Annotated in this window: 26 protein-coding genes; 10 read left to right on the top strand and 16 right to left on the bottom strand. The window is 70.2% G+C overall.

Annotation, left to right across the window (positions count from 1 at the left end; translation table 11 throughout):
- Positions 1-9 precede the first annotated feature (9 nt).
- The 6 genes from ACFOYY_RS15825 to miaA form a co-directional block, all read right to left on the bottom strand.
- Positions 10-933, bottom strand: a complete 924-nt coding sequence (locus ACFOYY_RS15825) for a hypothetical protein (protein ID WP_386190156.1) — start codon at positions 931-933, stop codon at positions 10-12.
- A gap of 103 nt (positions 934-1,036) precedes the next feature.
- Positions 1,037-1,708 (bottom strand): HNH endonuclease family protein, encoded by a 672-nt coding sequence (locus ACFOYY_RS15820; RefSeq protein WP_352008571.1) that lies wholly within the window; start codon positions 1,706-1,708, stop codon positions 1,037-1,039.
- A 132-nt stretch (positions 1,709-1,840) separates the two neighbouring features.
- A complete protein-coding gene (locus tag ACFOYY_RS15815; RefSeq protein ID WP_352008570.1) occupies positions 1,841-2,203 on the bottom strand; it encodes a phosphomannose isomerase type II C-terminal cupin domain in 363 nt (120 codons plus the stop codon).
- Positions 2,204-2,441: 238 nt separating this feature from the next.
- Positions 2,442-4,730, bottom strand: coding sequence for a tetratricopeptide repeat protein (locus ACFOYY_RS15810; protein ID WP_362774578.1), 2,289 nt, complete (start codon positions 4,728-4,730; stop codon positions 2,442-2,444).
- 122 nt (positions 4,731-4,852) lie between these two features.
- Complete coding sequence (gene dapF, locus ACFOYY_RS15805) at positions 4,853-5,659, bottom strand: diaminopimelate epimerase (RefSeq protein ID WP_352008568.1); 807 nt, start codon at positions 5,657-5,659, stop codon at positions 4,853-4,855.
- Positions 5,660-5,679: 20 nt separating this feature from the next.
- Positions 5,680-6,585 (bottom strand): tRNA (adenosine(37)-N6)-dimethylallyltransferase MiaA, encoded by a 906-nt coding sequence (gene miaA / locus ACFOYY_RS15800; protein ID WP_352008567.1) that lies wholly within the window; start codon positions 6,583-6,585, stop codon positions 5,680-5,682.
- A 75-nt stretch (positions 6,586-6,660) separates the two neighbouring features.
- Between miaA and ACFOYY_RS15795 the strand changes: the two genes are divergently transcribed.
- A complete protein-coding gene (locus ACFOYY_RS15795) occupies positions 6,661-6,942 on the top strand; it encodes an antitoxin (RefSeq protein ID WP_352008566.1) in 282 nt (93 codons plus the stop codon).
- A gap of 40 nt (positions 6,943-6,982) precedes the next feature.
- Here the strand turns inward: ACFOYY_RS15795 and ACFOYY_RS15790 are convergent, their stop codons facing one another.
- Entirely contained in the window at positions 6,983-7,513 is a 531-nt protein-coding gene (locus tag ACFOYY_RS15790) for a methylated-DNA--[protein]-cysteine S-methyltransferase (protein WP_362774568.1), read from the bottom strand.
- Positions 7,514-7,643: 130 nt separating this feature from the next.
- Here ACFOYY_RS15790 and ACFOYY_RS15785 point away from each other — a divergent pair, with 130 nt between their 5' ends.
- Entirely contained in the window at positions 7,644-8,573 is a 930-nt protein-coding gene (locus tag ACFOYY_RS15785) for a ribonuclease Z (RefSeq protein ID WP_386190155.1), read from the top strand.
- A gap of 7 nt (positions 8,574-8,580) precedes the next feature.
- Here the strand turns inward: ACFOYY_RS15785 and ACFOYY_RS15780 are convergent, their stop codons facing one another.
- Complete coding sequence (locus ACFOYY_RS15780) at positions 8,581-9,267, bottom strand: class III extradiol dioxygenase subunit B-like domain-containing protein (RefSeq protein ID WP_352008563.1); 687 nt, start codon at positions 9,265-9,267, stop codon at positions 8,581-8,583.
- Between the two features lie 358 nt (positions 9,268-9,625).
- Here ACFOYY_RS15780 and ACFOYY_RS15775 point away from each other — a divergent pair, with 358 nt between their 5' ends.
- Complete coding sequence (locus ACFOYY_RS15775) at positions 9,626-10,126, top strand: hypothetical protein (protein ID WP_352008562.1); 501 nt, start codon at positions 9,626-9,628, stop codon at positions 10,124-10,126.
- A gap of 7 nt (positions 10,127-10,133) precedes the next feature.
- On the opposite strand, the gene miaB is transcribed toward ACFOYY_RS15775, so the two are convergent.
- On the bottom strand, positions 10,134-11,633 hold the full coding sequence (gene miaB, locus ACFOYY_RS15770; RefSeq protein ID WP_362774559.1) for a tRNA (N6-isopentenyl adenosine(37)-C2)-methylthiotransferase MiaB: 1,500 nt from the start codon (positions 11,631-11,633) through the stop codon (positions 10,134-10,136).
- Between the two features lie 247 nt (positions 11,634-11,880).
- Between miaB and ACFOYY_RS15765 the strand changes: the two genes are divergently transcribed.
- The 5 genes from ACFOYY_RS15765 to ACFOYY_RS15745 all read left to right on the top strand — a co-directional run bounded on the left by ACFOYY_RS15765 (position 11,881) and on the right by ACFOYY_RS15745 (position 17,115).
- The gene (locus ACFOYY_RS15765; RefSeq protein WP_352008560.1) at positions 11,881-12,636 is read left to right on the top strand and encodes an amino acid ABC transporter ATP-binding protein; all 756 of its coding nucleotides are present in this window, start codon (positions 11,881-11,883) and stop codon (positions 12,634-12,636) included.
- 38 nt (positions 12,637-12,674) lie between these two features.
- Positions 12,675-13,490, top strand: coding sequence for a glutamate ABC transporter substrate-binding protein (locus ACFOYY_RS15760; RefSeq protein ID WP_352008559.1), 816 nt, complete (start codon positions 12,675-12,677; stop codon positions 13,488-13,490).
- A 51-nt stretch (positions 13,491-13,541) separates the two neighbouring features.
- The gene (locus tag ACFOYY_RS15755; protein WP_352008558.1) at positions 13,542-14,210 is read left to right on the top strand and encodes an amino acid ABC transporter permease; all 669 of its coding nucleotides are present in this window, start codon (positions 13,542-13,544) and stop codon (positions 14,208-14,210) included.
- Positions 14,207-15,103 (top strand): amino acid ABC transporter permease, encoded by an 897-nt coding sequence (locus ACFOYY_RS15750; protein WP_352008557.1) that lies wholly within the window; start codon positions 14,207-14,209, stop codon positions 15,101-15,103. The genes ACFOYY_RS15755 and ACFOYY_RS15750 overlap by 4 nt, the downstream gene beginning before the upstream one ends.
- A gap of 134 nt (positions 15,104-15,237) precedes the next feature.
- Positions 15,238-17,115: a S9 family peptidase gene (locus ACFOYY_RS15745; protein WP_386190154.1), complete on the top strand. Its 1,878-nt coding sequence runs from the start codon at positions 15,238-15,240 to the stop codon at positions 17,113-17,115.
- A 40-nt stretch (positions 17,116-17,155) separates the two neighbouring features.
- Here the strand turns inward: ACFOYY_RS15745 and rny are convergent, their stop codons facing one another.
- The 3 genes from rny to recA form a co-directional block, all read right to left on the bottom strand.
- Positions 17,156-18,775: a ribonuclease Y gene (rny, locus tag ACFOYY_RS15740; protein WP_352008555.1), complete on the bottom strand. Its 1,620-nt coding sequence runs from the start codon at positions 18,773-18,775 to the stop codon at positions 17,156-17,158.
- 437 nt (positions 18,776-19,212) lie between these two features.
- Positions 19,213-19,953 (bottom strand): recombination regulator RecX, encoded by a 741-nt coding sequence (gene recX / locus ACFOYY_RS15735; protein WP_386190153.1) that lies wholly within the window; start codon positions 19,951-19,953, stop codon positions 19,213-19,215.
- Positions 19,954-19,966: 13 nt separating this feature from the next.
- A complete protein-coding gene (recA, locus tag ACFOYY_RS15730; RefSeq protein WP_352008553.1) occupies positions 19,967-21,061 on the bottom strand; it encodes a recombinase RecA in 1,095 nt (364 codons plus the stop codon).
- Positions 21,062-21,331: 270 nt separating this feature from the next.
- Here recA and ACFOYY_RS15725 point away from each other — a divergent pair, with 270 nt between their 5' ends.
- Complete coding sequence (locus ACFOYY_RS15725) at positions 21,332-21,610, top strand: hypothetical protein (RefSeq protein WP_386190152.1); 279 nt, start codon at positions 21,332-21,334, stop codon at positions 21,608-21,610.
- 42 nt (positions 21,611-21,652) lie between these two features.
- Here the strand turns inward: ACFOYY_RS15725 and ACFOYY_RS15720 are convergent, their stop codons facing one another.
- The gene (locus ACFOYY_RS15720) at positions 21,653-21,904 is read right to left on the bottom strand and encodes a hypothetical protein (RefSeq protein WP_352008551.1); all 252 of its coding nucleotides are present in this window, start codon (positions 21,902-21,904) and stop codon (positions 21,653-21,655) included.
- A 79-nt stretch (positions 21,905-21,983) separates the two neighbouring features.
- On the opposite strand from ACFOYY_RS15720, the gene ACFOYY_RS15715 reads away from it, so the two are divergent.
- Positions 21,984-23,459, top strand: coding sequence for an aminotransferase-like domain-containing protein (locus ACFOYY_RS15715; protein WP_362910844.1), 1,476 nt, complete (start codon positions 21,984-21,986; stop codon positions 23,457-23,459).
- 5 nt (positions 23,460-23,464) lie between these two features.
- Here ACFOYY_RS15715 and ACFOYY_RS15710 read toward each other — a convergent pair whose 3' ends face one another.
- The 3 genes from ACFOYY_RS15710 to ACFOYY_RS15700 are packed head-to-tail and all read right to left on the bottom strand — an operon-like array spanning position 23,465 to position 26,229.
- Complete coding sequence (locus ACFOYY_RS15710) at positions 23,465-23,896, bottom strand: MaoC/PaaZ C-terminal domain-containing protein (RefSeq protein WP_362910846.1); 432 nt, start codon at positions 23,894-23,896, stop codon at positions 23,465-23,467.
- Positions 23,880-24,866 carry an amidohydrolase family protein gene (locus ACFOYY_RS15705; protein WP_362774541.1) on the bottom strand — a complete coding sequence of 329 codons (987 nt, stop codon included), beginning with the start codon at positions 24,864-24,866 and terminating at the stop codon, positions 23,880-23,882. The genes ACFOYY_RS15710 and ACFOYY_RS15705 overlap by 17 nt, the downstream gene beginning before the upstream one ends.
- Position 24,867: 1 nt before the next feature.
- On the bottom strand, positions 24,868-26,229 hold the full coding sequence (locus tag ACFOYY_RS15700) for a TrpB-like pyridoxal phosphate-dependent enzyme (protein WP_362774538.1): 1,362 nt from the start codon (positions 26,227-26,229) through the stop codon (positions 24,868-24,870).
- Positions 26,230-26,251: the final 22 nt, after the last annotated feature.

Below are 26,251 nucleotides of genomic sequence, written 5' to 3'. Positions count from 1 at the left end.
CCCCGCCGGTTACCGGGCGGGCGGGGTGATGTTGAGGTTGCTGCCCTGGGGAACCGGGACCACCGAGACCTGGCCCTTCTGGATGGCCTGCCAGAGCACGGCGCCCTGCGGCCCCAGGACCTTGACGAGGTCCTTGATGGACTCCATCTCGGTGCGGACCTTCGCGTTGCGCTGCGCCTGGGCGATGTTCTCGGTCTTGGCGGCCTGCTCGTCGGCCAGGGCGTTCACCAGCGCCTCGGGCGGCTCGGGTTTCTGGATGGTCAGGGAGATGTCACCGCACTGGCCGCTGCCGGTGTAGTTGGGGTTGCAGAAGTAGTCGGCGCCGCCCGTCTCCTCGATGAACTGCCTGGCCAGCACACCGACCCGGGCCTCCCAGGCCTGCTTCACCTTCGGGTCGTTGAACAGCCCCCGCCACTCGAACTCCTGGGAGGCGGCGTCCATCGCACGGTCGAGCGGCACCCGCATGTACAGGTTGAGCATCCGCCCCCAGCCCTCGGACTGGCCGTCCTCGTAGTAGGCGCGGAACTTCAGCCCGATCTTCTCGTGGAAGCGCTGCAGCGTCTTGCACTCGGTGTTGAGCGTGAACGTCGCGACCCCGGACACCGTCATCTCGACGTTGTCCTTGGACACGACGGACAACGGCTTGGACTCGGCGTCCTTGGCCTCGGAGAAGTCGAAGGTCCGCTGCCCGAACGGGTAGGAGTAGGGGGTGTCGCCGGGGCCGAGCAGCGTCGCGCCGCTCGATGGGTTGATACAACGCTCGAACTTGATCGGCTCGAAGAGGCCGCCGGCGTAGTGCAGGACCATCTCGTCGGGCTGGGTGCTCACCCGCGAACAGCCGCTGAGGATCACCGCGCACGCCACCAGCAGGGGCACCGCGATCAGGTAGATCCGCAGCGACCTCCGTTTGCCGACCGGTCCCTTAGTGCCCATCGCCCATCCTTTACGTCCGCCTTATATCCATTTGTCAAAGGCGGATCCTATTACCGTCACATCACGAGCGAGCGACGTGACCGGATGCGACCGTGGGCGGCCGTCAGCAGGAGTTGAGGATCTTCCGCATGGCGTCCTTCTCCGCGGACGTCACCCACAGACCGTACTTGGCCTTCACCTGGATCTGGCGTGAGACATAGGTGCACCGGTAGGCGCCGCGCGGCGGGAGCCAGGTGGCCGCGTCACCGGCGCCCTTCTGGCTGTTCAGCGGCCCGTCGACGGCCAGCAGGTTCAGCGGGTCGTTGGCCAGTTCCTTGCGCTTGTTCTCCGGCCACTGCTGCGCGCCCTTCTGCCAGGCGTCGGCCAGCGCGACCACATGGTCGATCTGCACCGCGGAACTGGTCTTCTGGCCGCGCTCGAACCTGATGGTCTTGCCGCTGTAGGGGTCGTCGAGGACCCCGGTCAGCACGATGCAGTCGTGAGTGCCCGACTTGAAGGTCTCGTCCTTCAGGTCGCGCTTGAGGATGTCGTTGCGGGTGTCACAGCCGTTGTGGTCGACGTCGGACCAGGCGGGGCCGAACTCCCCGCGGTCGAAACCGGTCATCGGGGCACGCCCCTTGACCTGAAGCCTGTCCAGCTCACCGAGGGCCTCGGCGGCGGACTTCCCCTGGACGGCCGACGACCCCCCGCCCGCCTGCCCGGTGAGACCGCATCCCGCCAGAGTGAACGCGACCGCCGCGGCGACCGCTCCCCGACCAAGCGCCGACCGCAGCATGGCACCCCTTATGACGAATTACGACTTCAGCGATGACGAAGCGGCCAACTACCCGCATCCACCGTCATCAATCATAAGGTCACACGCCGTAACCCTCATTACCTGTTTCAGGACGCGATGGTAAGTAACCCCTCAGACGCGACCGTAGGAGTCCTCAAGCCGCTCGATGTCGTCCTCGTCGAAGTATCCGAAGGCGATCTCCAGGATCCGGGTCGCCTTGCCCGACGAGCTGAGCCGGTGAGTCTGCCCCGCCCTGATGAGCACCCGGTCGCCGACGGCGGGCTCGATCCGCTCACCGTCGATCTCGAACACCGCGCCGGGGTCGAGGGCGACCCAGAGCTCGTCACGGTGCTCGTGCCGCTGCAGGCTGAGCCGCTGCCCCGGCGCCACTTCGATGATCTTCACCGTGGACGTCTCGTTGAGTGTGTACCGTTCGAAAGCACCCCACGGGCGCTCGTCCCGGATCACCGCGCCGAGCCGGTCGATGTCCTGCAAGATGCCTCCATCCACTCACCTGAGTACAGGAACTGTGACATGTCCACGTAACGAGCGCGCATGTTCCATGAAACTGGATGCTTAACTCAGGTGAGACGATTACCTCACGTTACGAGAATTCACCGGGATCACCGCACTCGCCACGCGGAACCCGCCGCCACGGCCTCGCGACCCACGGGCAGGGAGTACGTACCCGCCCGGAGGAGATGGCTCCGGGCGGGCACGGATACGGGCACGGCTACAGGCCATACTCCTTGACGATGCGCTCGTGCCGCTCGACCTCGACGTCGACGGCCTTGGCGAGGTCGAGCCAGGCCAGCGGATGCACCCAGCGCTCGGTGGCGTCGTCGAGCACCGCGTCGAGCTCGACCGGCGTGACGTCCGGCGGGATCGCGATCCAGCCGAAGACGCCGGGCAGCCGCTCGCCGGAGGTCGGGTGCGCGACCGTGTAGCTGTCGTCGCTGTAGACCCACATCGGCCAGCCGCGCTCGGCCATGACCTCGTTGAACTCGGTCCAGTCGGCCTCGCTCGGAGCGGCGCCGTCGAAGAACCAGCTGGTGTACCCACCCGGGCGGAGCATGCTGACCGCGGCGAACGGCGGGATGAAGCCCTCCTGCTCCTCCTGGCTCTCCGGGATCGGCTCCAGCAGCTGCGGGTCGAAGACGACCAGGTCACCGGCGTTGTAGTCCATGCCGGTCGGCTGCGGGATGGCCAGCCTGGCCGTGGCGGGGCCGGTGCGCAGGCTGATGACCACGCGCTGGCTGCCGTCGGGAGCGGGCAGGACGATGCGCACCAGGCCCATCTCCTCCTCGATCGGTCCCTCCGTCGACTGCAGCGGCATGCCGAGCTTGGTGGTGCCCGCGCGGACGGTCTCCCAGTCCTCGGCGGCCGTGGCCATGGTGATCATCCGCCAGATGTCCTCCGGCTCGATCTCCTCCGAGTCGAGCGCGTCACGCAGGATCGCGGCGCCCTTGGCGTTGTCGCCGCTCTGCTGCACGGCGGCGGCCCACAGACGGCTCGCCTCCATGCCCGCGCCCGCGGCGACGGCGGCCTCGCCCTCGGCGGCGGCCTGCTCCCAGCGCTCCCGCGCGCGGTGCAGACGGCCCAGGGACAGGTGACGCTGAGCCTCGGGAAGCCGCTGCGCCATCTGTTCGAGGCGCTCGTCCTGACGGGCCTCGATCAGCAGACCGGTGAGGTAGGAGACGTCCTGCTGGTCGGCGGTCTCGATGTCGCCCGACTCGACCAGCATGGTCCAGTAGATGTCGGCGCCCCTGGCCGGGTAACCGAGGAAGCCCAGCGTGGTGGTGTGCCTGCGGGTGGCGGGCAGGTCACGGCCGGAGAGCGGGGCCAGCCAGCCGACCCAGCGCTCGGGGTCGGCGTTGAAGCCGTCGGCCGCGTCGAAGTACTCGACCAGCTCAGCCTCGGGACCCGGCGCCTCCGGCTCGACGACCGCGTCCGCGGCGGTGCGCAGCGCGGCGATCCGCTCGGCGATGCTCCCGGCGGCGTCCCCGGCGGACTTCAGCTCGCCCACCGCGGACTCGGCGATGTCGGCCAGCTGCCTGGCCTGCCAGACGCTCTGCCTGCTCACCGCCAGGTCCCCGGCGACCAGCGCCAGCTCGACCCGCGTGCGGTAGCCGCCCATCATGGCGAAGTAGTCGATCCACTGCTTGAGCACCCGGCCGAGCTGCCAGGTGTTGGTGATCTTCGCGAATCCGGCGAGCTCACGGATGGCCCGCGCCCACTCGGCCCAGACCCGCGGGTGGTCGCCGACCACGTCCAGGTCGGGCAGCGCGTCGACGGACTCCTGCGGCTTGCCGAGCACGGCGAGCACGAGCGAGCGCAGCACGCCCTCGCGGTGCTCCTTGGCCACGGGGTCGTCGGGCTTGAACCCGGTCGCCGCGTCGAGCGCGGTGAGCGCGTCCTGGGCGCGCCCCGCGGCCAGCAGGGCGCGGGCGGAGGCGGCACCGAGCTCCCAGCTCGCCTGCCTGTCGGCGGCGCCGAGCCTGCCGACCGCGGACTCGGCGTAGGTGACCGCCTCCTCGGCGCGGCCCGCGTCCAGCAGAGCCGAGACGTACTGCTCCGCGACGGAGGAGAAGGCCAGCGAGTCCGGCTCGACCCCGAGGGCGCCGAGGGCGGCCAGCCGCTCGTCGGCGTAGCCGGGACCGTCGGTGTTCGCCTGGGTGAGGGCCAGCGCCGTCACGGCCCCGGGCGCTCCGGGGCAGTCACGGATGTCCTCCCGCTGGGCGAGCTCGACCAGCGTCTCGGCGTCGGCGAGGGCGACGGCCCCCTGGGCGCGGTCGCCGACGCGGCCGATCAGGTGCCAGTAGCGGGCGTAGAACTCCAGCCAGGGCAGCCCCAGGTTCTGCGCCTGCTGTGCGATGGCCGGCGCGAGCACGTCGAGCTGCGCGTACCGGCCCTCCAGCGCCTGCGCGGGCACGTCGCCGATCGCCATGGCCAGGCCGGTGTTCCCGGCTTCGTGCAGTTGCCGCTGGGTGTCGCCCACCCAGGCCCAGATGTCCACGTCCATGGGACGTCAGTCTGCCAGGTCGGCGACCATGCCCCAAACGACTGCGCCATCCCGATTGGCCACGTGATTCACCCGGTTCGGTGGAGTTCGCCGCGCCGGGCCGTGAGAGCGCTCCCGCGAGCTCACAGGTTCAGCTCCCCCGAGGCGACCATCACGGCGGGCCCAGCCAGGTAACTGGTGTCCTCTTCGAGGGTGACGGTCACCGTGCCGCCGAGCACCTCGACCGCCCAGGTGCCCGTGTTCTCCCCTGCCAGCCGGGCCGCGGCGACGGCCGAGGCGACGGCGCCGGTCCCGCAGGAACGCGTCTCGCCGGAGCCCCGCTCGAAGACCCGCATCACCACGCGGCGCTCCCCGACCGGGTTGAGCAGCTCGATGTTCACCCCCTCGGGGAACACGGCGGGGTCGAAGCCGGGCTGACGGGACAGGTCGAGCTGGGCGACCGGGTCGCCGATGACACATGCCAGGTGGGGGTTGCCCATGTCGACGTGGAGCCCCTCGTAGCGCTTTCCCGAGACGGTCGTCGCGCTTTCGCCGAACGTCTTCGGCCGCCCCATCTCCACGGTCACGTCGCCGGTCTCGGCCAGCCGTACGCGCTTGACTCCTCCCCTGGTGGCGACCCCGAACTCGCCGGCGTCCGCCAGGCACGAGTCGACCAGGTAGCGGGCGAAGACCCGCACACCGTTGCCGCACATCTGCGCGACGCTGCCGTCGGCGTTGCGGTAGTCCATGAACCACTCGGCCCGGCCCGCCTGGTCGGCGACCTCTGGGCTGAGCTTGGTGGGCATCACGTGCAGCACTCCGTCCGCCCCGATCCCCGCGCGCCGGTCGCACACCGCGGCGACGAACGCCGCGGAGAGCTCCAGCTCGCCGTCGAGGTCGGGGATGATCACGAAGTCGTTCTCTGTGCCGTGGCCCTTGACGAATCGCATGTTCCAACTCTATCGGCGCCCTACCGGGGTATCAGCGCGAGCGCCCTGCCCAGCAGATCGGGCTCCTGCTGGGGCAGCCAGAGCACCCGTGGGTCGCGCCGGAACCACGACTCCTGACGGCGGACGAACCTGCGGGTGGCCCGGATCGTCTCCTGTTTCGCCTGATCCTCGGTCCACTCGCCGTCCAGGAAGCGCAGAACCTGGGCGTAGCCGAGCGCCCGGCTGGCCGTACGGCCCTCGGCGAGGCCGTGCGCGGCCAGCCGTCCGACCTCCTCCACCAGCCCGGCCTCCCACATCCGCTCGACCCGTACGGCGACCCGCTCGTCGAGGACCTCCCTGGGCACCTCGACCCCCAGCTGGACGCTGTGGTAGATCGCGTCGTAGGAGGGCATGGTGGCCGAGAACGGTCTCCCGGACAGTTCGATGACCTCCAGCGCGCGGACGATCCTGCGGCCGTTTCCCGGCAGGATCGCCCCGGCGGCCTTCGGGTCGAGCTCGCGGAGCCGTTCGTACAGGGGAGCGGTTCCCACACGTTCGAGCTCGGCCTCCAGCCTGGCGCGGATGCCGGGATCGGTGCCGGGGAACTCCAGGTCGTCGAGCGCGGCCCGCACGTAGAGTCCCGACCCCCCGGCCAGGATGGGCACGACCCCCCTGGCAAGCATGTCGTCGATCAGCGGCCTGGCCAGCGACTGGTACTCCGCGACGCTCGCGGTCCTGGTCACCTCCCAGATGTCGAGCAGGTGGTGCGGAACCCCGCGCCGTTCCCCGAGGGTCAGCTTGGCCGTCCCGATGTCCATTCCCCGGTAGAACTGCATGGAGTCGGTGTTGATCACCTCACCTCCCAGTTCGAGGGCGAGGTCGACGGCGAGGTCGGACTTGCCCGCGGCGGTGGGACCCACGACGGCGATGACTGGTAGCTGGCGCACGGTGATAAGTGTGTCAACTCCCTGGGTATGCACGGGATGACGATGATTCGTCACATCGGATCGGGGGATTCACCCATGTCGATCTTCGACAAGGTCAAGAGCATGCTCGGCGACCACAGCGCCAAGGCCGAGGAACTCGCCAAGCAGGGCGTGGACCAGGCGGCGCGGATGGCCAAGGAGAAGACGGGCGGCAAGTACGACCGGCACATCGACACCGCGGCCGCCAAGGCGAAGGAGATGGCCGACAGAATCGACGAACCGGACGGCACACCACGGCCTCCCGGGCAGGACGCCTCCCCGGGGTACCCGGGTCAGGGCCGCTCCGACGAGGGCAGGATCGACCCGCCCGCCGTCTGACGGGTTCCAGGCTCGGTGGGCGCGGAGGTGAGAGGGCCTTTCAGTCCCAGTCGAGGGTCGGCTGCAGATAGCCCTCAAGGGTGAGCAGCCAGCGCTTGGACTCCACGCCCTCTCCCCCGCTGAACCCGCCGAGCCCGTTTCCCGCGACCACCCGGTGGCAGGGGACGATGATCGGGATGGGGTTGGCCCCCATGATCGACCCGATGGCCCTCGCCGGGACACCCGTGCCACTGCGCGTGGCCAGCTCGCCGTACGTCACGGCCCTGCCGTAGCCGACCGTCTCGTACAGCGTGCCGAGCACCCTGCGCTGGACGGGCGAGGTCAGCCGCCAGTCGACGGGGACGCGGAAGGTCCGCAGTCTGCCCGCGTAGTACTCGGCGAGCTCGCCGAGCACCGCGGCCGTCCTGTCCCGGTCGTCGGCCTCGGCCAGGCCGAGGCCCGCCAGCATGCGTGCCCTGAGGTTCCCGCTACGGTGGGTCCAGCCGACCCCGGCGACCCCGTCCTCGGTGACGGCGGCGAGCATCTCCCCCAGGGGCGTCTGGACCGTCCCGAACGCCACGGTTGCCGCCATGTGTCCCCCTTGTGAGTGCGTCCCCGATCCCCGCCGGCCGCGGCAGGTAACGGCATTCTTCATGAAAGAGCGCCGCATGGAGCCGTATTCCCCACCGATGATCGCGATCAACAGGCCCTAGCATCGGCTCGTGTCCCATCGCGAACTCGTCGTCCTCGGCACCTCAAGCGCGGTTCCCACCCGGCACCGCAACCACAACGGCTACCTCCTGCGCTGGGACGGCCAGGGCTTCCTGTTCGACCCCGGGGAGGGCACCCAGCGTCAGATGCTGTACGCGGGAGTCGGCTCGCACGACGTCACGTGGATCTGCGTCACGCACTTCCACGGTGACCACTGCCTGGGGGTCCCCGGCATCGTCCAGCGCATCGCCAGGGACGGGGTCGCCCACCGGGTCACGGCGGTCTTCCCCGCGAGCGGGGAGGTCTACTGGCGGCGCCTGCGTCACGCCACCGCCTTCGCCGACACCTCGGTCATCGCCGAACACCCCGTCTCCGGGGAGGAGACGCGCCTCGACGCGGGGCCGGTGACCCTCACCGCCCGCCCGCTGTCCCATCCCGTGGACTCCTACGGCTACCGTCTCGACGAACCGGACGGCCACCGGATGGTTCCCGAACTGCTGGCCGCGCGAGGTCTTCACGGCCCCGCGATCGGGGAGTTGCAGCGCACGGGCACGGTCGTCGCCCCCGACGGCACGACGGTCGGGCTCGCGGAGTGCTCAAGGCCACGCCCCGGTCAGAGCGCCGCCTTCGTGATGGACACCCGGCTGTGCGACGGGGTGTTCGCCCTCGCGGAGGGGGTCGACCTGCTGGTGGTCGAGTCCACGTTCCTCTCCGGGGAGGCCGCGCTCGCCTCCCGTTACGGCCATCTGACCGCGGAGCAGGCCGGCCTGGTCGCCGCCGAGTCCGGGGTGCGCCGTCTCGTCCTGACGCACCTGTCGGAACGCTATGGAGCCGGCGACGAGCCCCGCTTCCTTGACGAGGCCCGGCGTCACTTCGGCGGCGACGTCGTCCTGGCACACGACCTGGAACGGATCGCCGTGCCCCACCGCGTCGTGGCCTGACGACCCCTCAGGGGGCCGTGGAGGCCCTGGACGCGAGGGCGGCGACGAAGTAGCCGACCCCGTAGGGGGCGTCGGCGTACAGGACCCTCCCGTCGAGGCGACCGCCCGCCCCCGCCAGGACCCGTAGCGCGGCCCTGCCCTGGACCCACAGCTCCTCGGCCTGTCCCCGGTCGAGCTCCGGCACCTCGCCCCGCCCCAGCGCCTCGACGATCTCCGCGTCGTACGGCAGCGCCCGCGGGTCCAGATATCCCGGTGACTTCTCGGTCAGCCGGGCGGAGCCGTCGGCCATGACCAGCAGCGCGACCCTGTCGTGCTCCTCGGCCAGCCGCGCCCCCAGCCGTGCGCACTCCTCCTCGGAGGCGTCGAACGGCACGGCGTGGAAGGCGGTCGCGGCCATCCCCTCCCGGTCGAGCAGCCACCGGCCCGCCGTCAGGGAGAGCGGCAGCACGGGCTGCCCGGCGCCGACCAGGACGTCGGCCCCCCAGGGGGCCAGGCTCCCTGCGGCGTGCGGGCCGTACGCCCCGGCGCGGGTCGCGCCGCCGACGACCAGGACCGCCTCGGGCCCGGCCTCGCGCAGGCCGCCGACCGCGACCGCGCAGGCGTCCCTCAGCCCGTCGAGCTCGGGGGCGGCCTCACCGGCCAGCTCGGGGAACAGCAACGGAGGATGCGGGCAGACCGCCGCGGCGACAAGCACCTCGTCAGAGTAACGGAGCGCTTTGACCGTCCCGCACTCCTCCGGCCTCGGAGACAACACTACGGTTCTCACATTTTCCTGATTTTTCACGCTGTTGCTTTATATAGGGCGCGCAAAATGGATCGATCCATATTTGCCGTTTCGCCCGCGCCGGGTTTCCACGCCCATCGGGAAGCCTGTCCGGGGAAAGAGCCGGAAATACCTGTTCTCCAGGGAAAACACGCACAGGACCTCTGGGTGGCGCGCCAAACTGGACGGAACACGAAACGTCCCCCAGTCTCCGACGCCCCCGAACGCTCCGGGCTCCTGCGGCCCTCACGGTTCCCGGGCTCTTCGGCCCTCAGGAAGGAAGTGCGGCTTGTCATACTCCGGGAGGGCGCCGTACGCGTGGCCGTACGCCCTGGCGAGCGTGGTCGTGGCCGCCGGGGTGGCGGGGATCAGCGTCGCGATCGTCACCGGCTCGCCCGAGCCTCCCGTCCCCGGGCCGGACCCCGGCCTCACCCGGGTCGTCACGCGGACGCCGGTGGCCGCGCCGTACCCTCCGCCGCTTCCCCCTGGGCCCGCGGCCGTGCTCGTGCCGCCGGTGGCCCGTAAGACGGGACACCGGGCGGAGCGCCTGCCCGCGCACCTGCCCGCGCGTCCGCACCTGCGGCCGCCCGCGCATCCGCAGGGGCGCACCGCGTGGGGTCGTACACACCCGGCTCCGCGTCAGCTCCCGCGGCACCCGAAGGTCAAGAAACCGATCAGACGGCCCGAGGCCCCCGCGAGGAAGCCCAGGCGGCAGAGCTTCTGCGACATGCTGGACGGCATCCGCCGCGCCTACTGCGACGCCGTGCTCGACGGCCTTGAGGGCCGCTGAACGGCGTTCAGGAACGGACGGAGCAGCCGGAGTCCTGGACCATGGGGGCGGCGGGACGGCCGATCGACGGCATGCCGAGCATGACGCCGGAGCCACCGGTCGCCGCAGCGCCCTGCCTGGCCTGCCAGGCGTCCCCCGCGCGGGTACGGCGCAGTTCGAGAGCGGGCCCGTCGGCCACCAGGTGGTGCGGCGCGGCGTAGGTGACCTCGACGCGAACCATGTCACCGGGCCTGGGCGTCTCGTCCCCCGGGGTGAAGTGGACCAGACGGTTGTCGGGGGCGCGGCCGGACAGGCGGTTGGTCGCCTCGTCCTTGCGGCCCTCGCCCTCGGCGACCAGCACCTCCAGCGTCCGGCCGACCTGCTTGCGGTTCTCCTCCCAGGAGATCTCGTTCTGCAGGGCCACGAGACGCTCGTAGCGCTCCTGCACGACCTCCTTGGGCACCTGCCCGTCCATGGTCGCCGCGGGCGTGCCCGGACGGATGGAGTACTGGAAGGTGAAGGCGTTGGCGAAGCGGGAACGGCGCACGACCTCCAGGGTCTCCTGGAAGTCCTCCTCGGTCTCGCCGGGGAAGCCGACGATGATGTCGGTGGAGATGGCCGCGTCGGGCATGGCGGCGCGGACCCGCTCGATGATGCCCAGGTAGCGCTCGGCCCGGTAGGAGCGGCGCATGGCCTTCAGGACCCGGTCGGAGCCGGACTGCAGGGGCATGTGGAGCTGGTGCATCACGTTGGGCGTCTCGGCCATGGCCGCGATGACGTCGTCGGTGAACGCGGCCGGGTGCGGGCTGGTGAAACGGACCCGCTCCAGGCCCTCGACGTCGCCACAGGCCCTCAGGAGCTTGCCGAAGGCCAGCTTGTCGCCGAACTCGACGCCGTAGGTGTTGACGTTCTGACCGAGCAGGGTGATCTCCAGCACCCCCTGGCCGACGAGGGTCCGCACCTCGCTGAGGACGTCGCCGGGACGGCGGTCCTTCTCCTTGCCGCGCAGCGAGGGCACGATGCAGAAGGTGCAGGTGTTGTTGCACCCGACGGAGATCGAGACCCAGGCGGCGTAGGCCGACTCGCGCTTGGTCGGCAGCGTGCTCGGGAAGGTCTCCAGCGACTCCTTGATCTCGACCTGCGCCTCCTGCTGGACGCGCGCCCGCTCAAGCAGCACCGGCAGCGAGCCGATGTTGTGCGTGCCGAAGACCACGTCGACCCAGGGCGCCCTGCGGACGATCTCCCCCTGGTCCTTCTGCGCCAGGCAGCCACCGACGGCGATCTGCATGCCGGGGTTGCCGACCTTCGAGGGGCGCAGGTGCCCGAGGTTGCCGTAGAGCCGGTTGTCGGCGTTCTCTCGCACGGCGCAGGTGTTGAACACGACCACGTCGGCGACCTGCCCCTCGGGCACGGGGACGTAGCCCGCGTCCTCAAGAAGGCCGGAAAGGCGCTCGGAGTCGTGCACGTTCATCTGGCACCCGTAGGTACGAACCTCGTACGTGCGGGCGCTCTCCACGGTGGCAGTCATCTCAAGACAAGGGTAGGCGCTCCGCCGACCCCAAGGTACGGCCCGAGCCGCCCCGCCTCCCATGGGCACCGCGCCGGGGATCACCGGGCAGGATCCCGCCGAACCACTCGAACAGCCCTTTATGCCTGTGGATCTCATCGAGATATGACAGAAAACAACAAACCTTTACCCGGAGTAAGGGGGATGTGATCTGATCGGTACCTCAGGGTTAGCCCGAGGTGCCGATCACGGATTTACGTTGTGTTTCATGACGGAGAACGGGGAAGCGACTCCTCTGGTCGTCCTCACGAACGTGAACAAGCATTTCGGCAACCTGCACGTCCTGCGTGACATCGACCTGACGATCTCCAGGGGGGAGGTCGTCGTGGTCATCGGCCCCTCGGGAGGCGGGAAGTCGACCCTGTGCCGGACGATCAACAGGCTGGAGACCGTCGACGACGGCACGGTCACCTTCGACGGGCGCCCGCTCCCCGCGGAGGGCAGGGCGCTGGCCATGCTCAGGGCCGAGGTCGGCATGGTGTTCCAGTCCTTCAACCTGTTCGCGCACAAGACGATCCTGGAGAACGTCACCCTCGGCCCGGTCAAGGTGCGCCGCCTGGGCAAGGCCGAGGCCCGCGCGCTGGGCATGGAGCTGCTGGAGCGGGTCGGCATCGGCGCCCAGGCGGCGAAGTACCCCGCCCAGCTCTCCGGCGGCCAGCAGCAGCGCGTGGCCATCGCCCGCGCCCTGGCCATGAACCCCAAGATGATCCTGTTCGACGAGCCGACCTCGGCGCTGGACCCGGAGATGGTCCAGGAGGTCCTCGACGTCATGATCGGCCTGGCCGCCGACGGCATGACGATGATGGTCGTCACCCACGAGATGGGGTTCGCCCGCCGCGCGGCCGACCGGGTGGTGTTCATGGCCGAGGGCCGCATCGTCGAGGAGAGCACTCCCGAGGAGTTCTTCACCTCCGCCAGGACCGACAGGGCCAGGGACTTCCTCTCCAAGATCCTTACGCACTAGGGCCGCCGGTATCTCTCAAGGGAAGACGAGGTAGCAGGATGCGTGTACAGCGTGCCGGAACCGTGTTGGTCGCGGTGGCCGCCATGGTGGCCGGACTCACCGCGTGCGGTGGCGGCAGCGGCGGCGGCAAGTTCGTCGTGGGCATCAAGTTCGACCAGCCCGGGCTCGGCCAGAAACAGCCGGACGGCTCGTTCAAGGGCTTCGACGTGGACGTGGCGAGATACGTCGCCAAGCAGCTCGGCTACCGGGACGACCAGATCGAGTTCAAGGAGGCCATCTCGGCCAACCGGGAGCCGTTCATCCAGCAGGGCCAGGTCAACATCGTCGCCGCGACCTACTCGATCACCGACGACCGCAAGAAGAAGATCTCCTTCGCCGGGCCGTACCTCGTCACCGGGCAGGACATCCTGACCCGCGCCGACGACACGACGATCAACGGTGAGGAGGACCTGAGGAACAAGAAGGTGTGCGGCGCCCAGGGTTCCTCCTCGCCCAAGCGCCTGGTCGACAAGTTCGGCGAGGCGTGGAAGAGCCAGTACCTCACCGAGCAGCAGGGCTACGGCGCCTGCCTGCCGCTGCTGGAGAACAAGCAGGTGGACGCGATCTCCACCGACGCGACGATCCTGGCCGGGTTCGCCGCCCGGTCGCCGGGCAAGTTCCGCCTCGTCGGCAAGCCCTTCTCCGAGGAGAAGTACGGCATCGGCCTGAAGCTGGAGGACAAGGACACCCGCGAGAAGATCAACAAGGCTCTGGAGAAGATGTTCGCCGACGGAAGCTGGAAGAAGGCCGTGGACGCCAACTTCGGTGAGTTCGGTAAGTTCTTCACCACGCCGCCGACCATCGAGCGCTACTGACCCGTCCCCGGGCCGGGGCGCGTCCCGGCCCGGGTTCCCTGGAGGGAACGAGTGCAGGCACTCCTCGACGAATTCCCGGCCATCCTGAGCGCCTTCTGGCTGACGATACGGCTCACGCTCGCCAGCGGGGCCGCGGCCCTGGTCCTCGGGACGATCCTGGCCGCGATGCGGGTCAGCCCGCTGCCCGTGCTGCGCGGCATCGGCACGGTCTACGTCAACACCCTGCGGAACACGCCGCTGACCCTGGTGATCGTCTTCTGCGGGCTCGGCCTGGGCCTGGTGCTGGACATCTCCTTCTCCACGAGCCTGTCCACGAACTACCTCTGGCTGTCGATCATCGGGCTGTCCGCCTACACGGCCGCGTTCGTCTGCGAGGCGATCAGGTCCGGGATCAACACCGTGCCGGTCGGCCAGGCCGAGGCGGCCCGCGCCATCGGCCTGACCTTCTCCCAGAACCTCAGGCTGATCGTGCTGCCCCAGGCGCTGCGCGCGGTGGTCGCCCCGCTGGGCAGCATCCTGATCGCGCTGACCAAGAACACCACGATCGCCGCGGCCATCGGCGTGACCGAGGCCTCGCTGACGATGAAGACCCTCTTCGAGGCACACGGTGACTCGGTCGTCCCGATCTTCTTCGGGTTCGCCCTCGGCTTCCTGGTCCTGACCCTGCCGACCGGGCTGCTGTTCACCTGGCTGTCCAGGCGGCTGGCGGTGGTCCGGTGAACGCGCGCTCGGCCGACGTCCTCTACGACGCCCCCGGGCCACGCGCCCGGACGCGCAACACCGTGCTCACGGTGCTGGTCGTCGTGGCGGCGCTGCTGGCCGCCTACCTGATGGTGGCCAAGCTGGGTGAGAAGAACCAGCTCGACCCGGCCCTGTGGACGCCGTTCCTGCGGGGCGACGTGTGGCTCAACCTGATCGTGCCCGGCCTGCTGAACACCCTGAGCGCGGCACTGGTCGCCTCACTGATCGCGGTGCCGTTCGGGTTCGTCCTGGGCATCGGACGGCTGTCCGACCACGCCGTGATCCGCGTCCCCGCGGGTGTGGTGGTGGAGTTCTTCAGGGCGATCCCGCTGCTCATCATGATCTTCGCGGTGATGTACGGCGGGAGCGCGGTCTTCGGGCTCACCGTGACCCCGTTCGCCGCCGTGGTCGTCGGCCTGGTCCTGTACAACGGGTCGGTGCTGGCGGAGATCGTGCGGGCGGGCATCCAGGCCGTGCCGCGCGGCCAGTCGGAGGCGGCCTACGCCGTCGGCCTGCGCAAGGGCCAGGTCATGCGGATGATCCTGCTGCCGCAGGCGGTCACGGCCATGATGCCGGCGATCGTCTCTCAGCTCGTGGTGCTCCTGAAGGACACCGCGCTGGGGTTCATCGTCTCCTTCGAGGACCTGTTGAACGCGGGGGCGCGTGTGCTGCCGTCCAACTTCAACAACCTCATCCCCTCCGTGATCGTCATCGCGATCGTCTACATCATCATCAACCTGGCCGTCGGCGCCGTCGCCACCTGGCTGGAGAGACGCAGCCGCCGAAGCCGCAGGACCACGGCCGCTCCGGTCGAACCCCCCGGGGCGATCGTGGTGTCCGGAACGACCCCCGGCGTCTCCGCGGTCGACTGACGGAGTCCGGGACAAGCTGATCATCACTGTTTGGGAGGCTGCATCAGGTGAGCATGGGAAACGAATTTCCGCACGCCGCGAGGGATGAGGACCATACCGGCGACACGGGACGGGTTATCGGGCAGGATGGCGCCATGTCCCCCGAGCAGGTCGTCCGGCCGTATGCCACCTGGCCCTCTCCCATCTCGACCACGGGTGTCGCCCGGTCGGGGCTGCGCCTGGGGTTCCCGACGGTGTCGGGAACCCAGATGTGGTGGACCGAGGACCGCCCCCTTGAGGGCGGCCGCACCACGATCGTGCGGCAGGAGGCCGACGGCACACGCACGCAGCTCCTGGCGGCTCCGTGGAACGCCAGGACCCGCGTCCACGAGTACGGCGGGCGGCCGTACGCCCTGGTCCCCGGCGGGGGGCTGGTGTTCGCCAACTTCGCCGACCAGCGCCTCTACCTTCTGTCCCCCGGCTCCGAGCCCGAGCCCCTCACGCCGGAACCCGAGCACGAGTGCGGCCTGCGCTACGCCGAGATGACCGTCCACGAAGGGCGGATCCTGTGCGTGCGCGAGCGGCACGACGCCGAAGGACGGGTGAGCCGCTCGATCGTCTCCATCCCGCTGGACGGCGGGGCCGAGACGCGCGAGCTCGTCGGCGGGAGCGACTTCTACGCCTTCCCCGCCCTGTCGCCCGACGGCGAACACCTGGCCTACGTCTGCTGGGACCACCCCCGCATGCCGTGGAACGGCACCGAGATACGGGTCACCCGGCTCTCCGACGGCCTGACCAGGACGGTGGCCGGAGGCCTTGAGGAGTCGGTCCTGGCCCCCTCCTGGCGCGACGACCTGAGCCTTTACTTCATCTCCGACCGCTCCGGCTGGTGGAACCTCTACCTGAGCGGCGTCGGCGGCGCCCCCGCGCGGGCGCTCCACCCCCTCCAGGAGGAGTGCGCAGGACCGCTGTGGCAGCTCGGCGGAGCACCCTACGCTCCGCTGGCCGACGGGCGGATCGTCCTGCTGCACGGCCGGGGAGACCTGCGCCTGGGCGTGCTCGACCCCGAGGACGGCACACTGACCGACCTCGAAACCCCCTACGACGGCTGGCACCCGTCCCTGTCGTGCGACGGGCGGGCGGTGGCCGCGATCGCCTACGGCCCGGAGATTCCCCGCGCCGTCGTCCGGCTCGACCCCGCGACGGGGAACGCCGAGGAGTTCCGGCGCGACGCCACCGAACTGCCCGACCCCGCCTACCTGCCCGTTCCCCGGGCCGTCGAGTTCGACGGCAAAGCCGGGCGCCGGGTGCACGCGATCGTCTACCCGCCCGTCAGCCCCGAGGCCAGGGGCGAGGGGCCCGCGCCGTACGTGGTGTTCGTGCACGGCGGTCCGACCGCGCACAGCGTCAGCGCGCTCGACCTGGAGAAGGCCTTCTTCACCAGCAGGGGCATCGGCGTGCTCGATCTCAACTACGGCGGCTCCACCGGGTACGGCCGCGCCTACCGCGACCTGCTGCACGAGCAGTGGGGGATCGTCGACGTCGAGGACGCGGTCTCCGCGGCCGAGTGGCTGGCGGCCGAGGGGCTCGCCGACTCACGGCGGATCGCGATCAGGGGCGGCAGCGCGGGCGGCTGGACGGTCATGGCCGCCTGCTGCGCCTCCGACGCGTTCGCGGGCGGCGTCTCCTACTACGGGGTGAGCGCGCTCGCCTCGTTCGTGACCACCACCCACGACTTCGAGTCCCGCTACATCGACTGGCTGATCGGTGCGGACCCCGCGCTGTACGGCCCCCGCGAACCGCTGGGCATGGTCTCCAAGGTGACCTGCCCGATGCTCCTGCTGCAGGGATTGTCCGACCCGGTGGTGCCTCCGGAGCAGTCGCAGGCCTTCGCCGACGCCCTGGCCGAGCGCGGTATCCCGTGCACCTACCTCACCTTCGAGGGAGAGTCACACGGCTTCCGCCGCGCCGAGACCCGAAGCACGGCCCTGGCCACCGAGCTGGCCTTCTACCAGCAGATCTTCCACTCCTGACGGCTCCGGCACGCCGGGTGACCCCGCGCCTGGACGACCCCTATCGGGCGAACTCCGTGGCGCGGGACTCCCGGACCACGGTGATGCGGATCTGACCGGGGTAGGTCAGCTCCTCCTCGACCTGCTTGGCCACGTCCCGGGCGATCACCTGGGCCTGGATGTCGTCGATCGCGTCGGGTTTGACCATGACCCTGATCTCTCGGCCCGCCTGCATGGCGAAGACCTTCTCGACGCCGTCGTAGGAGGTGGCGATCTCCTCCAGCCGCTCAAGGCGCTTGACGTACGCTTCGAGGGACTCCCGCCTGGCCCCCGGCCTGCCACCGCTGATCGCGTCCGCGGCCTGGGTGAGCACGGCCTCGACGGTCCTGACCTCGACCTCGTTGTGGTGGGCCTCGATCGCGTGGACCACGTCCTCGTGCTCGCCGTACCGTCTGGCGATCTCGGCGCCGATGAGCGCGTGGCTGCCCTCCACCTCGTGGGTGAGCGCCTTGCCGATGTCGTGCAGGAGTGTGCAGCGCTTGAGCAACAGAGGGTCGAGCCGGAGTTCGGCCGCCATGATCCCGGCGATGTGGGCGGACTCGACCAGGTGGCCGAGCACGTTCTGCCCGTAGGAGGTGCGGTAGCGGAGCTGGCCGAGGAGGGTGACGAGTTCGGGGTGCATCTCGGTGATGCCGAGCTCGACCAGCGCGTCCTCACCGGCGCGCACGCACAGGTCCTGGACCTCGGCCCTGCTGCGCTCGTGGGCCTCCTCAATGCGCTGCGGATGGATGCGCCCGTCGAGGACGAGCTTCTCCAGCGTCAGCCTGGCGGTCTCTCTGCGGACCGGGTCGAAGCACGACAGCAGGACCGCCTCGGGGGTGTCGTCGATGATCAGATTGACCCCGGTGGTCGACTCGAAGGCACGGATGTTGCGGCCCTCACGACCGATGATGCGGCCCTTCATCTCGTCGCCGGGCAGGTGCAGGACGCTGACGACGGACTCGGCGGTCTGCTCGGTGGCCACCCGCTGGACCGCCAGTGTCACGATCTTGGTGGCGCGCTTCTCCCCCTCTTTGCGGGCCTGGCCCTCGATCTCTCTGACGATCAGGGCGGCCTCACGTTTGGCCTGGTTCTCGATCTCTTTGACCAGTTCGGTCTTGGCCTGCTCGCCGGTGAGCCCGGCCACCCTCTCCAGGACGGCCCTGCGTTCCTGGGCGGCCCGGTCGAGGTCCTCGCGGCGGTCGGCGAGCTCGGTCTCCGTCTCGGCCAGTTTGCGAGCCCGCTCGGCCTGGCGCCTGGCCTCCTCGTCGAGCCGCTGCTCCCGTTCGGCGAGCCGCTTCTCCCTGCGTTCGAGGTCGGAGCGGAACTCCTTGAGCTCCTGCTTCAGGAGCCTGCTCTCGGCCTCCGCCTCCTTGCGCAGCCCGGCGGCGGCCTCCACGGCGGCCTCCGACCTGCGTAGAAGGTCTCCGGCGTCGTTCTCCGCCTTGGCGCGAATCTCGGCGGCCTCCTGCCTGGCCACCTCAAGTTCGGTCTGGATCTCCTCAAGCTGCTCGGGTGAGGGACCGCTCGGCCGTCCCAGTGCTCCGCCGGTACGGCGTAGCAACACGATCAGCGCGGCTATCATCGCCACGGCGAGAACCGCGACCGCGACCGTCAAAGTGACGACCACAACCGAATTCATGCGCGCCCCGCCCTCCTCGCGTTGCCAATAGCAAGACACGAGGCGTCACACGCACGGCACGGAAAGTCCACATGGTGGTATCACCAGGACATATGTTGATCCGGGAGCGACGCCGCATCAGCCCATCCCACCGGCTCTGTCGCCTGCCCGCATCCATGAAGCTTGTTCGTCCGCAATTTACCGTTATGACAATCCGCGCTGCGCGGAGTAACTCCTCACTGCCGTCGAGGTTAAGCGTCAAAGAGGTAACGGGCAAGCAAAGGCGCACCGGGAAACACTCGAACGTGAAGCGACCCCCCTTTCCCCCGTACGGCACGGCCGCAGGACGCACCGGCTCGCCGGCCGCTCAGGTTTCGCCGACGGCGACGACACCCGTCAGGACCGGGGCGGCGGCCGTACGGAATGGGGAGGGGCGCCTGGGGCCACCGGCTCCCGGGTCAATCCTCCGAATAGTCGTGTTCGTCCATGGAAGAGGGTGAGGAGGGGAAATTGTCCGCCTCCTCGCTCTCCAAAGTCTCACGGATCACCCGGAAGGCCAGCCCGGGGCCGTAGCCCTTTCTGGCGAGCATGCCCGCCAGCCTGCGGGTCCTGACCGCGGGATCCAGACCACGGGTCGAGGACAGCCTGCGCGTGACCAGGGCGCGCGCCGTCTCGGCCTCCCGCTCGGGGTCGAGCCGTTCGACCGCGTCCTTGACGATGTCCTCGTCGACCCCTCGGTGGCGCAGCTCCGAGGCGAGCGCCTTCCTGGCCAGCCCCCGCCCCGTGTGACGGGAGCTCACCCACGCCTCGGCGAACGCCTCGTCGTCGATGAGACCGACCTCGGAGAAACGCTCCAGCACCGCCTCGGCGGCCTCCTGCGGCACCTCGCGCCGCTGGAGCGCCTCGGCGAGCTGAGCCCGGGTGCGTGGCGCCATGGTCAGCAGCCGCAGGCAGATCGCCCGCGCCACCGCCTGCGGATCGGCGTCGGGCCCCCGGGCCGCCACCGACCCCTCGGCCGGACCGTCGGGCAGGAGACCGTCCCCCTCCCCCGCGCGCCCGGCGCGCCTCCCCCGGGCACGCGTGCCCCGGGAGGAGCCCCGGCCGCGCCGGTCCCGCCGGGTGTCCTCCGAGTCGGGCCAGGCACCCCAGTCTCGCGGCCCGGCCTCACCGGCCGGACCGGAATCAGGTCCCGTCGTCATCGGTCAGCCCGGATCAGGCGTCGCCCGGCTTGGGGGTCGAGGCCTTGGAGCCACGGCCGGAGGAGGCGGCGGGGGCCGGAGCGGCGGGCGGCGGGGTGGCCGGGCTGTCCAGGCGGGGGCCGATGCCGAGCTTCTCCTTGATCTTCTTCTCGATCTCGTTGGCGATGTCGGGGTGGTTCTTCAGGAAGTTACGGGCGTTCTCCTTACCCTGGCCGAGCTGGTCGCCCTCGTAGGTGTACCAAGCGCCGGACTTGCGGACGAAGCCGTGCTCGACACCCATGTCGATCAGGCCGCCCTCGCGGGAGATGCCGACGCCGTAGAGGATGTCGAAGTCGGCCACGCGGAAGGGCGGAGCCATCTTGTTCTTGACGACCTTCACCCGGGTGCGGTTGCCGACCGCCTCGGTGCCGTCCTTCAGCGTCTCGATGCGGCGGATGTCGAGACGGACCGAGGCGTAGAACTTCAGCGCCTTTCCACCGGTCGTGGTCTCAGGCGAGCCGAACATGACGCCGATCTTCTCGCGGAGCTGGTTGATGAAGATCGCGGTGGTGCCGGTGTTGTTGAGCGCGCCCGCGACCTTGCGCAGCGCCTGGGACATCAGGCGGGCCTGGAGGCCGACGTGGCTGTCGCCCATCTCGCCCTCGATCTCGGCCTTCGGCACCAGGGCCGCGACCGAGTCGATGACCAGCAGGTCGATGGCGCCGGAACGGATCAGCATGTCGGCGATCTCGAGCGCCTGCTCACCGGTGTCGGGCTGGGAGACCAGCAGCGCGTCGGTGTCGACGCCGAGCTTCTTGGCGTACTCGGGGTCGAGGGCGTGCTCGGCGTCGATGAAGGCCGCGATGCCGCCGGCCCGCTGGGCGTTGGCCACGGCGTGCAGGGCGACCGTGGTCTTACCGGAGGACTCGGGACCGTAGACCTCGATGATGCGGCCCCTCGGGAAACCGCCGATGCCGAGGGCGACGTCGAGCGCGATGGAACTGGTCGGGATCACCTCGATGGGCGCACGTGCCTCGTCACCGAGTCGCATGACGGAGCCCTTGCCGAACTGCCGCTCGATCTGGGCGAGGGCGGTCTCAAGCGCCTTCTCGCGGTCGTTAGCTGCCATGGGAGCCCCCCTGGAGGGTCGCGGGTTGGATCGGTTGCCAGAAAGCTACGGGGTGCCACCGACATTTTCCGGAGAGCACGCCGAGGAGCGTCAGCGCGTCCAATATAGCCGAACGACTGTTCGAGCGAGGCCGGACGACAGCGCATGTTCCGGGGCGTGCGGGACGACCCACCCCATCCGGAAGGCGATATTTCCGAGAATTCCCCCATGCCTGTTGTCAGGGGGCTGACCTGGGGCGATCCTGGGGGCAGCCGACTCTGAGGTGCCGACGTGACCAGCACGTTCAGCCAGCAACGCCTGACCTACCTTGGGTCCCTGTCCGCCGAGCTGTCGCGGCAGGGGCTGGCCAGCCGCATGGTCGGCGGGGACGACCCGGTGCTGTGGGTGTGGCATCCGGAGAGCCTGAGACAGACGATCGTCTTCGCCACCCCGGCCGGAGACGGATGGCTCTTCCTGTGGTCCCCCGACGGCCGGGAGAAGGCAGGGAACCCCCGCGGGACCGCGGAGTCCCTCGACCGGCTGTTGAGCGCCCCCGACCCCGGCCCCTGATCCGCGCACGGCGAAACGCCGCCGCCCGGGGGGCCGGGGAACCTACGGGTGACGCACGCCGACCGTCCCGCGCGGGCCGGACGCCCTTACCTCCGTCGCCCTCCGCCGTGGCGTACGTCGTCCGGCCCGCGCCCGCCCGGTCTGCCTGCCGGTTACGGCGGTGACGACCGCGCGCTCCGGCGGATAGGGATCGGCGGGTTTCCAGTCCCGGCCGTCACGGGTGTCCGCGCCGAAACGCGGCACAACCACGGCCAGGAACACGGCCGCGGCCAGGAAAAAGAGAAAATTGGTCATTTTCCAGTCCACTTCCATTGCCCACTGCGTCCATTCTTGGCACCCTTGGCACAAGTGGCCAGATCCAGTAGAGGGAAAAATGGACCGCATTTCCACCGAGCGTGACATCGTCGCGCTCCTCGGTGACTGGGCGTCGGGCCGAGGCCCTCTCTATCGCAAGCTCGCGGACGCGCTGGCGCAGGCCGTCGAGGACGGCCTGCTCCTCCCTGACGACCGGCTGCCCTCCGAGCGCGGGCTGGCCGACGCGCTCCAGGTGAGCAGGGCGACCGTGGTCGCGGCCTACCAGGAGCTGCGGGGCGCGGGCCTGCTGTCAAGCCGGCAGGGAAGCGGCACCAGGATCGCCTCGGACGTCAAGGTGCGCAGGCCGACCGCCGACGGGCGGGTGCCCGGTGGCACCGCGATGACCATCTTCCAGCGGCTGATCGACGGCCCCGGCGAGCTGATCTCCGTCGCGGTCGCGGCGGGCGGGGCTGCGCCCGAGCTGGCCGTCGCGCTGCGCGAGCTGGTCCGCGACGACCTGGACGACCTGCTTTCCGGGCCCGGCTACCACCCCTCCGGGCTTCCTGAGCTGCGTGAGGCGATCGCGGGTTACCTGACGAGGAACGGCCTGCCGACCGCGCACGACGAGATCGTGGTGACGACGGGCGCGCACCAGGGCCTGGTCCTGGTGACCGAGCTGTACGTCAGCCAGGGGGCGACGGTGCTGGTCGAGTCGCCCAACTGGCCCGGTTGCCTGGACGTGTTCCGCTCCGCCGGGGCGCGCCTGGTGACCGTACCGCTCGACGAGGAGGGGCCTGAGATCCACACGCTCGGCGCCATGTTGCGGGAGCGCAAACCCTCGCTCCTCTATCTCATGCCGACCTACCACAACCCGACCGGGGTGCTCATGTCGGCGGCGCGCAGGCGCAGGATCGCGGAACTGGCCGCCGAGCACGAGGTGCCCGTCCTTGAGGACAACGCCTACATGACCTACCACGCGGAACCGGGGGCCGTACCCGCGCCGCTCGCGGCCTACGCGCCGCCCGGCACGGAGATGCTCTCGCTCGGCTCGCTCGCCAAGGCCGTCTGGGGCGGCCTGCGCATCGGGTGGGTCCGCGGGCCCGCCGAGATCGTGCAGCGGCTCTCCCGGCGCAAGGTCCTCGCCGACATCGGCAGCCCGGTGATCGACCAGGCCCTCGCGGCCAGGCTGATGCCCCGCCTCGACCGGATCCTCGCCGAACGGGCCAAGGAGCTCGGCCTGCAGCTCGACCACATCGACGCCCTGCTGCGGGACCGGCTGCCGAGCTGGCGCTGGCGTCGCCCCGACGGCGGCGGCGCCCTGTGGGTCGAGCTGCCCGGTGTCGACGCCATGGCCTTCGCCCAGGTCGCCGTACGGCACGGCGTCGACGTGGTGCCCGGAGCCGTGATGGACCCGGACGGCGGGCACACCAACCACATCAGGCTGCCCTTCACCTTCTCCCCCGAGATCCTCGACGAACTCGTCCACCGGCTCGCCCGTGCCTGGTCGGAGATCGCCAGGCACGGGCCCGCGCCCGCCGTACAGGTCGTGGTCTGAGACGGTTAGGGGTTCGCGGCCTGGCGTCTGCGCATCAGGCCGTAGATCATGATCCGCATGACGGGCCGTTCCCGGTCGTCGAGGAACTCCCCGCGCTGCTGGAGGATCCCGCAGTCGGGCCTGGACAGGGAGGCCGCGAGCCCGACGACCGTCACCCGGCCGGTCAGGACGTCCCCCGGTCTGACCGGCCGCAGCCAGCGCAGCTCGTCCACGCCCGGGGAGACCTCCGCCTCGGCGTGCAGCAGTACCCCCTCCGTGTAGAGCCTCATGAACGTCGCCGTCACGTGCCAGCCGCTGGCGATGAGGTCCTCGTGGTCGAGGTGACGGGGCTGCGGATCGTACGCCTGGGCGAACCGTACGATCTCCTCGTGGGTGATCTTCTGGCTGCCCAGCTCGAAGACGTCCCCGACGTGGAAGTCCTCAAAGGCGCGCGGCATCGGCGGCCCCTTCCCTTCCCGCCGCGAGCCTGTCCGCCAGGCGGGGGAACAGGGCCAGGGCGTTGTCCAGGAAGGGGATGTCCCCGGCGTCCGCCAGGTGACGCAGGGTCCCGGAGACGACCGCGTCCCGCATGAACGGGAAGTCCGTGCCGAACAGGACGTTCTCCCTGCCGGTCACCTCGGCCAGGCAGGCCAGTGTCGCGGGCGAGGCCGCCTGGGCCGTCTCGTAGTACAGCCGCCGCAGTTCTCCCGCCACGTCCAGCCCGCCCGCCCCCGGCAGTACCCAGGTCGCCGCCAGTTCCAGCCGCCAGGCCAGGAACGGCACCGTGCCGCCCGCGTGGGCCAGGACGAACCGGATGTCGCGGCAGCGGCCGAGGGTGCCGCCGAAGAGCAGGTCGGCGACCGCCCGCGTGGTGTCCATGACGAAGTCGACCAGCGGCGGCGGGACCTTGGCGGCGAACCCGGGCCCGCCGGCGCAGTCGCACCGGTAGGCCGGGTTCGGATGGACGAAGACCACGGCCCCGCGCCGGTCGAGTTCGTCGAAGACCGGGGCGAACGCCGGATCGCCCAGGTAACGGCCGTCGGCCAGGCTCGCGCTCATGACGACCCCGTCGAGGCCGAGCACGTCGAGCGCGTACTCGATCTCCGCCAGGGTCGTCTCGACGTCGGGCATGGGCAGGACGGCCAGGGCGCCGAACCTGCCGGGGAAGTCGCGCACCAGCTCGGCCGACCACTCGTTCGCCTGCCGTACCAGGGAGGCGGCGCCCTGGCCGAGCGCGGCGTCCGGCAGCAGGATCGACAGGATCGCCGCCCGGACGTCGTTGGCGTCCATCACCCTGAGGGAGTCCTCGACCGTCCACTCGGGGAGGGGGACGCCCGGTGCCATGTGCGTCACCCCTCTCCGGCGCAGCTCGGCGATCAGCGGCGGGTGGTAGCTGTGGTGGTGCACGTCGATCCAGCCGCCGCCCATCTCAGGTCGTCGCGATCTTCGGCAGCCGGCTCAGCGCCTCGTCCAGCTGGGCCTGGGGGATCGCGTAGTCCTCAAGCTGGCCCGCCAGGTAGGCGTCGAAGGCGCCCAGGTCGAAGTGGCCGTGCCCGGACAGACCGAACAGGATCGTGCGCTCGCTCCCCTCCTCCTTGGCCGCGAGCGCCTCCTGCACGGCGCCGCGCAGCGCGTGCGACGACTCGGGCGCCATGATGAACCCCTCGCTCCTGGCGAACCGCACGGCCTCGGCGAACACCTCGTTCTGCTCGTAGGCGCGGGCCTCGATGTAGCCCTGCTCGTGCAGCGCGCACAGGGTCGGGGCGTCCCCGTGGAAGCGCAGGCCGCCCGCGTGGATGGGCGCGGGCATGAAGTCGTGGCCGACGGTGCGCATGGGCAGCAGCGGCCCGAGCCCGGCCGAGTCGGGGTAGTCGTAGGTGTAGGCGCCCCGGGTGAGCGTCGGGCAGGCGGTCGGCTCGGCCGCGATGAACCTGGTGCCCGGCCGTTCCCCGGAGAGCCGGTCGGCCATGAAGGGGAAGACCAGCCCGGAGAAGTTGGAGCCCCCGCCGACGCACCCGACCACGACGTCGGGGTAGTCGCCCGCCATCTCCAGCTGGCGCTTGGCCTCAAGACCGATGACGGTCTGGTGCAGCACCACGTGGTTCATGGCCGAGCCGAGCGCGAACTTCGTGTCGTCGTGGGCCAGGGCGTCCTCGACGGCCTCGCTGATGGCGATGCCCAGGCTGCCGGGCGAGTCGGGGTCCTTGGCCAGGATGTCGCGGCCCGCCTGGGTGCGGCTGGTCGGGGAGGGGAACACCTCGGCGCCCCAGGTGTGCATGAGCGAGCGGCGGTAGGGCTTCTGCTCGTAGGAGGCGCGCACCATGTAGACCGTGACGGCGACGCCGAACAGGCTGCCCGCGAAGGACAGCGCCGAGCCCCACTGTCCCGCGCCGGTCTCCGTCGTCAGCCGCCGCACGCCCTCGTTGGCGTTGTAGTAGACCTGCGGGATCGCGGTGTTGGGCTTGTGCGATCCCGCGGGCGAGACGCCCTCGTACTTGAAGTAGATCTTCGCCGGGGTGTCCAGCGCCTTCTCCAGGCGGTCGGCCCGCACCAGGGGACTCGGCCGCCACATCCGGTAGATGTCCCGCACCTGCTCGGGGATGTCGATCCAGCGCTCCGGGGAGAACTCCTGCTCGATCACCGCCTGCGGCAGCAGCGGCGCGAGGTCCTCAGGGCGCAGCGGCTCGTGCGTGACGGGGTTGAGGTACGGCGGCAGCGGGGCGGGCAGGTCGGGCAGGATGTTGTACCACTGCTGGGGCAGGTCGTTCTCCGCCAGGATGAACTTCTTCACGGATCTCCCGGTCCTTCCGTTC

Origin of the sequence: Streptosporangium jomthongense (assembly GCF_042650425.1) — a bacterium.
GTDB lineage: Bacteria > Actinomycetota > Actinomycetes > Streptosporangiales > Streptosporangiaceae > Streptosporangium.
Note: the sequence above shows the minus strand (reverse complement) of the source record. Positions and strands in the feature narration are given on the sequence as shown.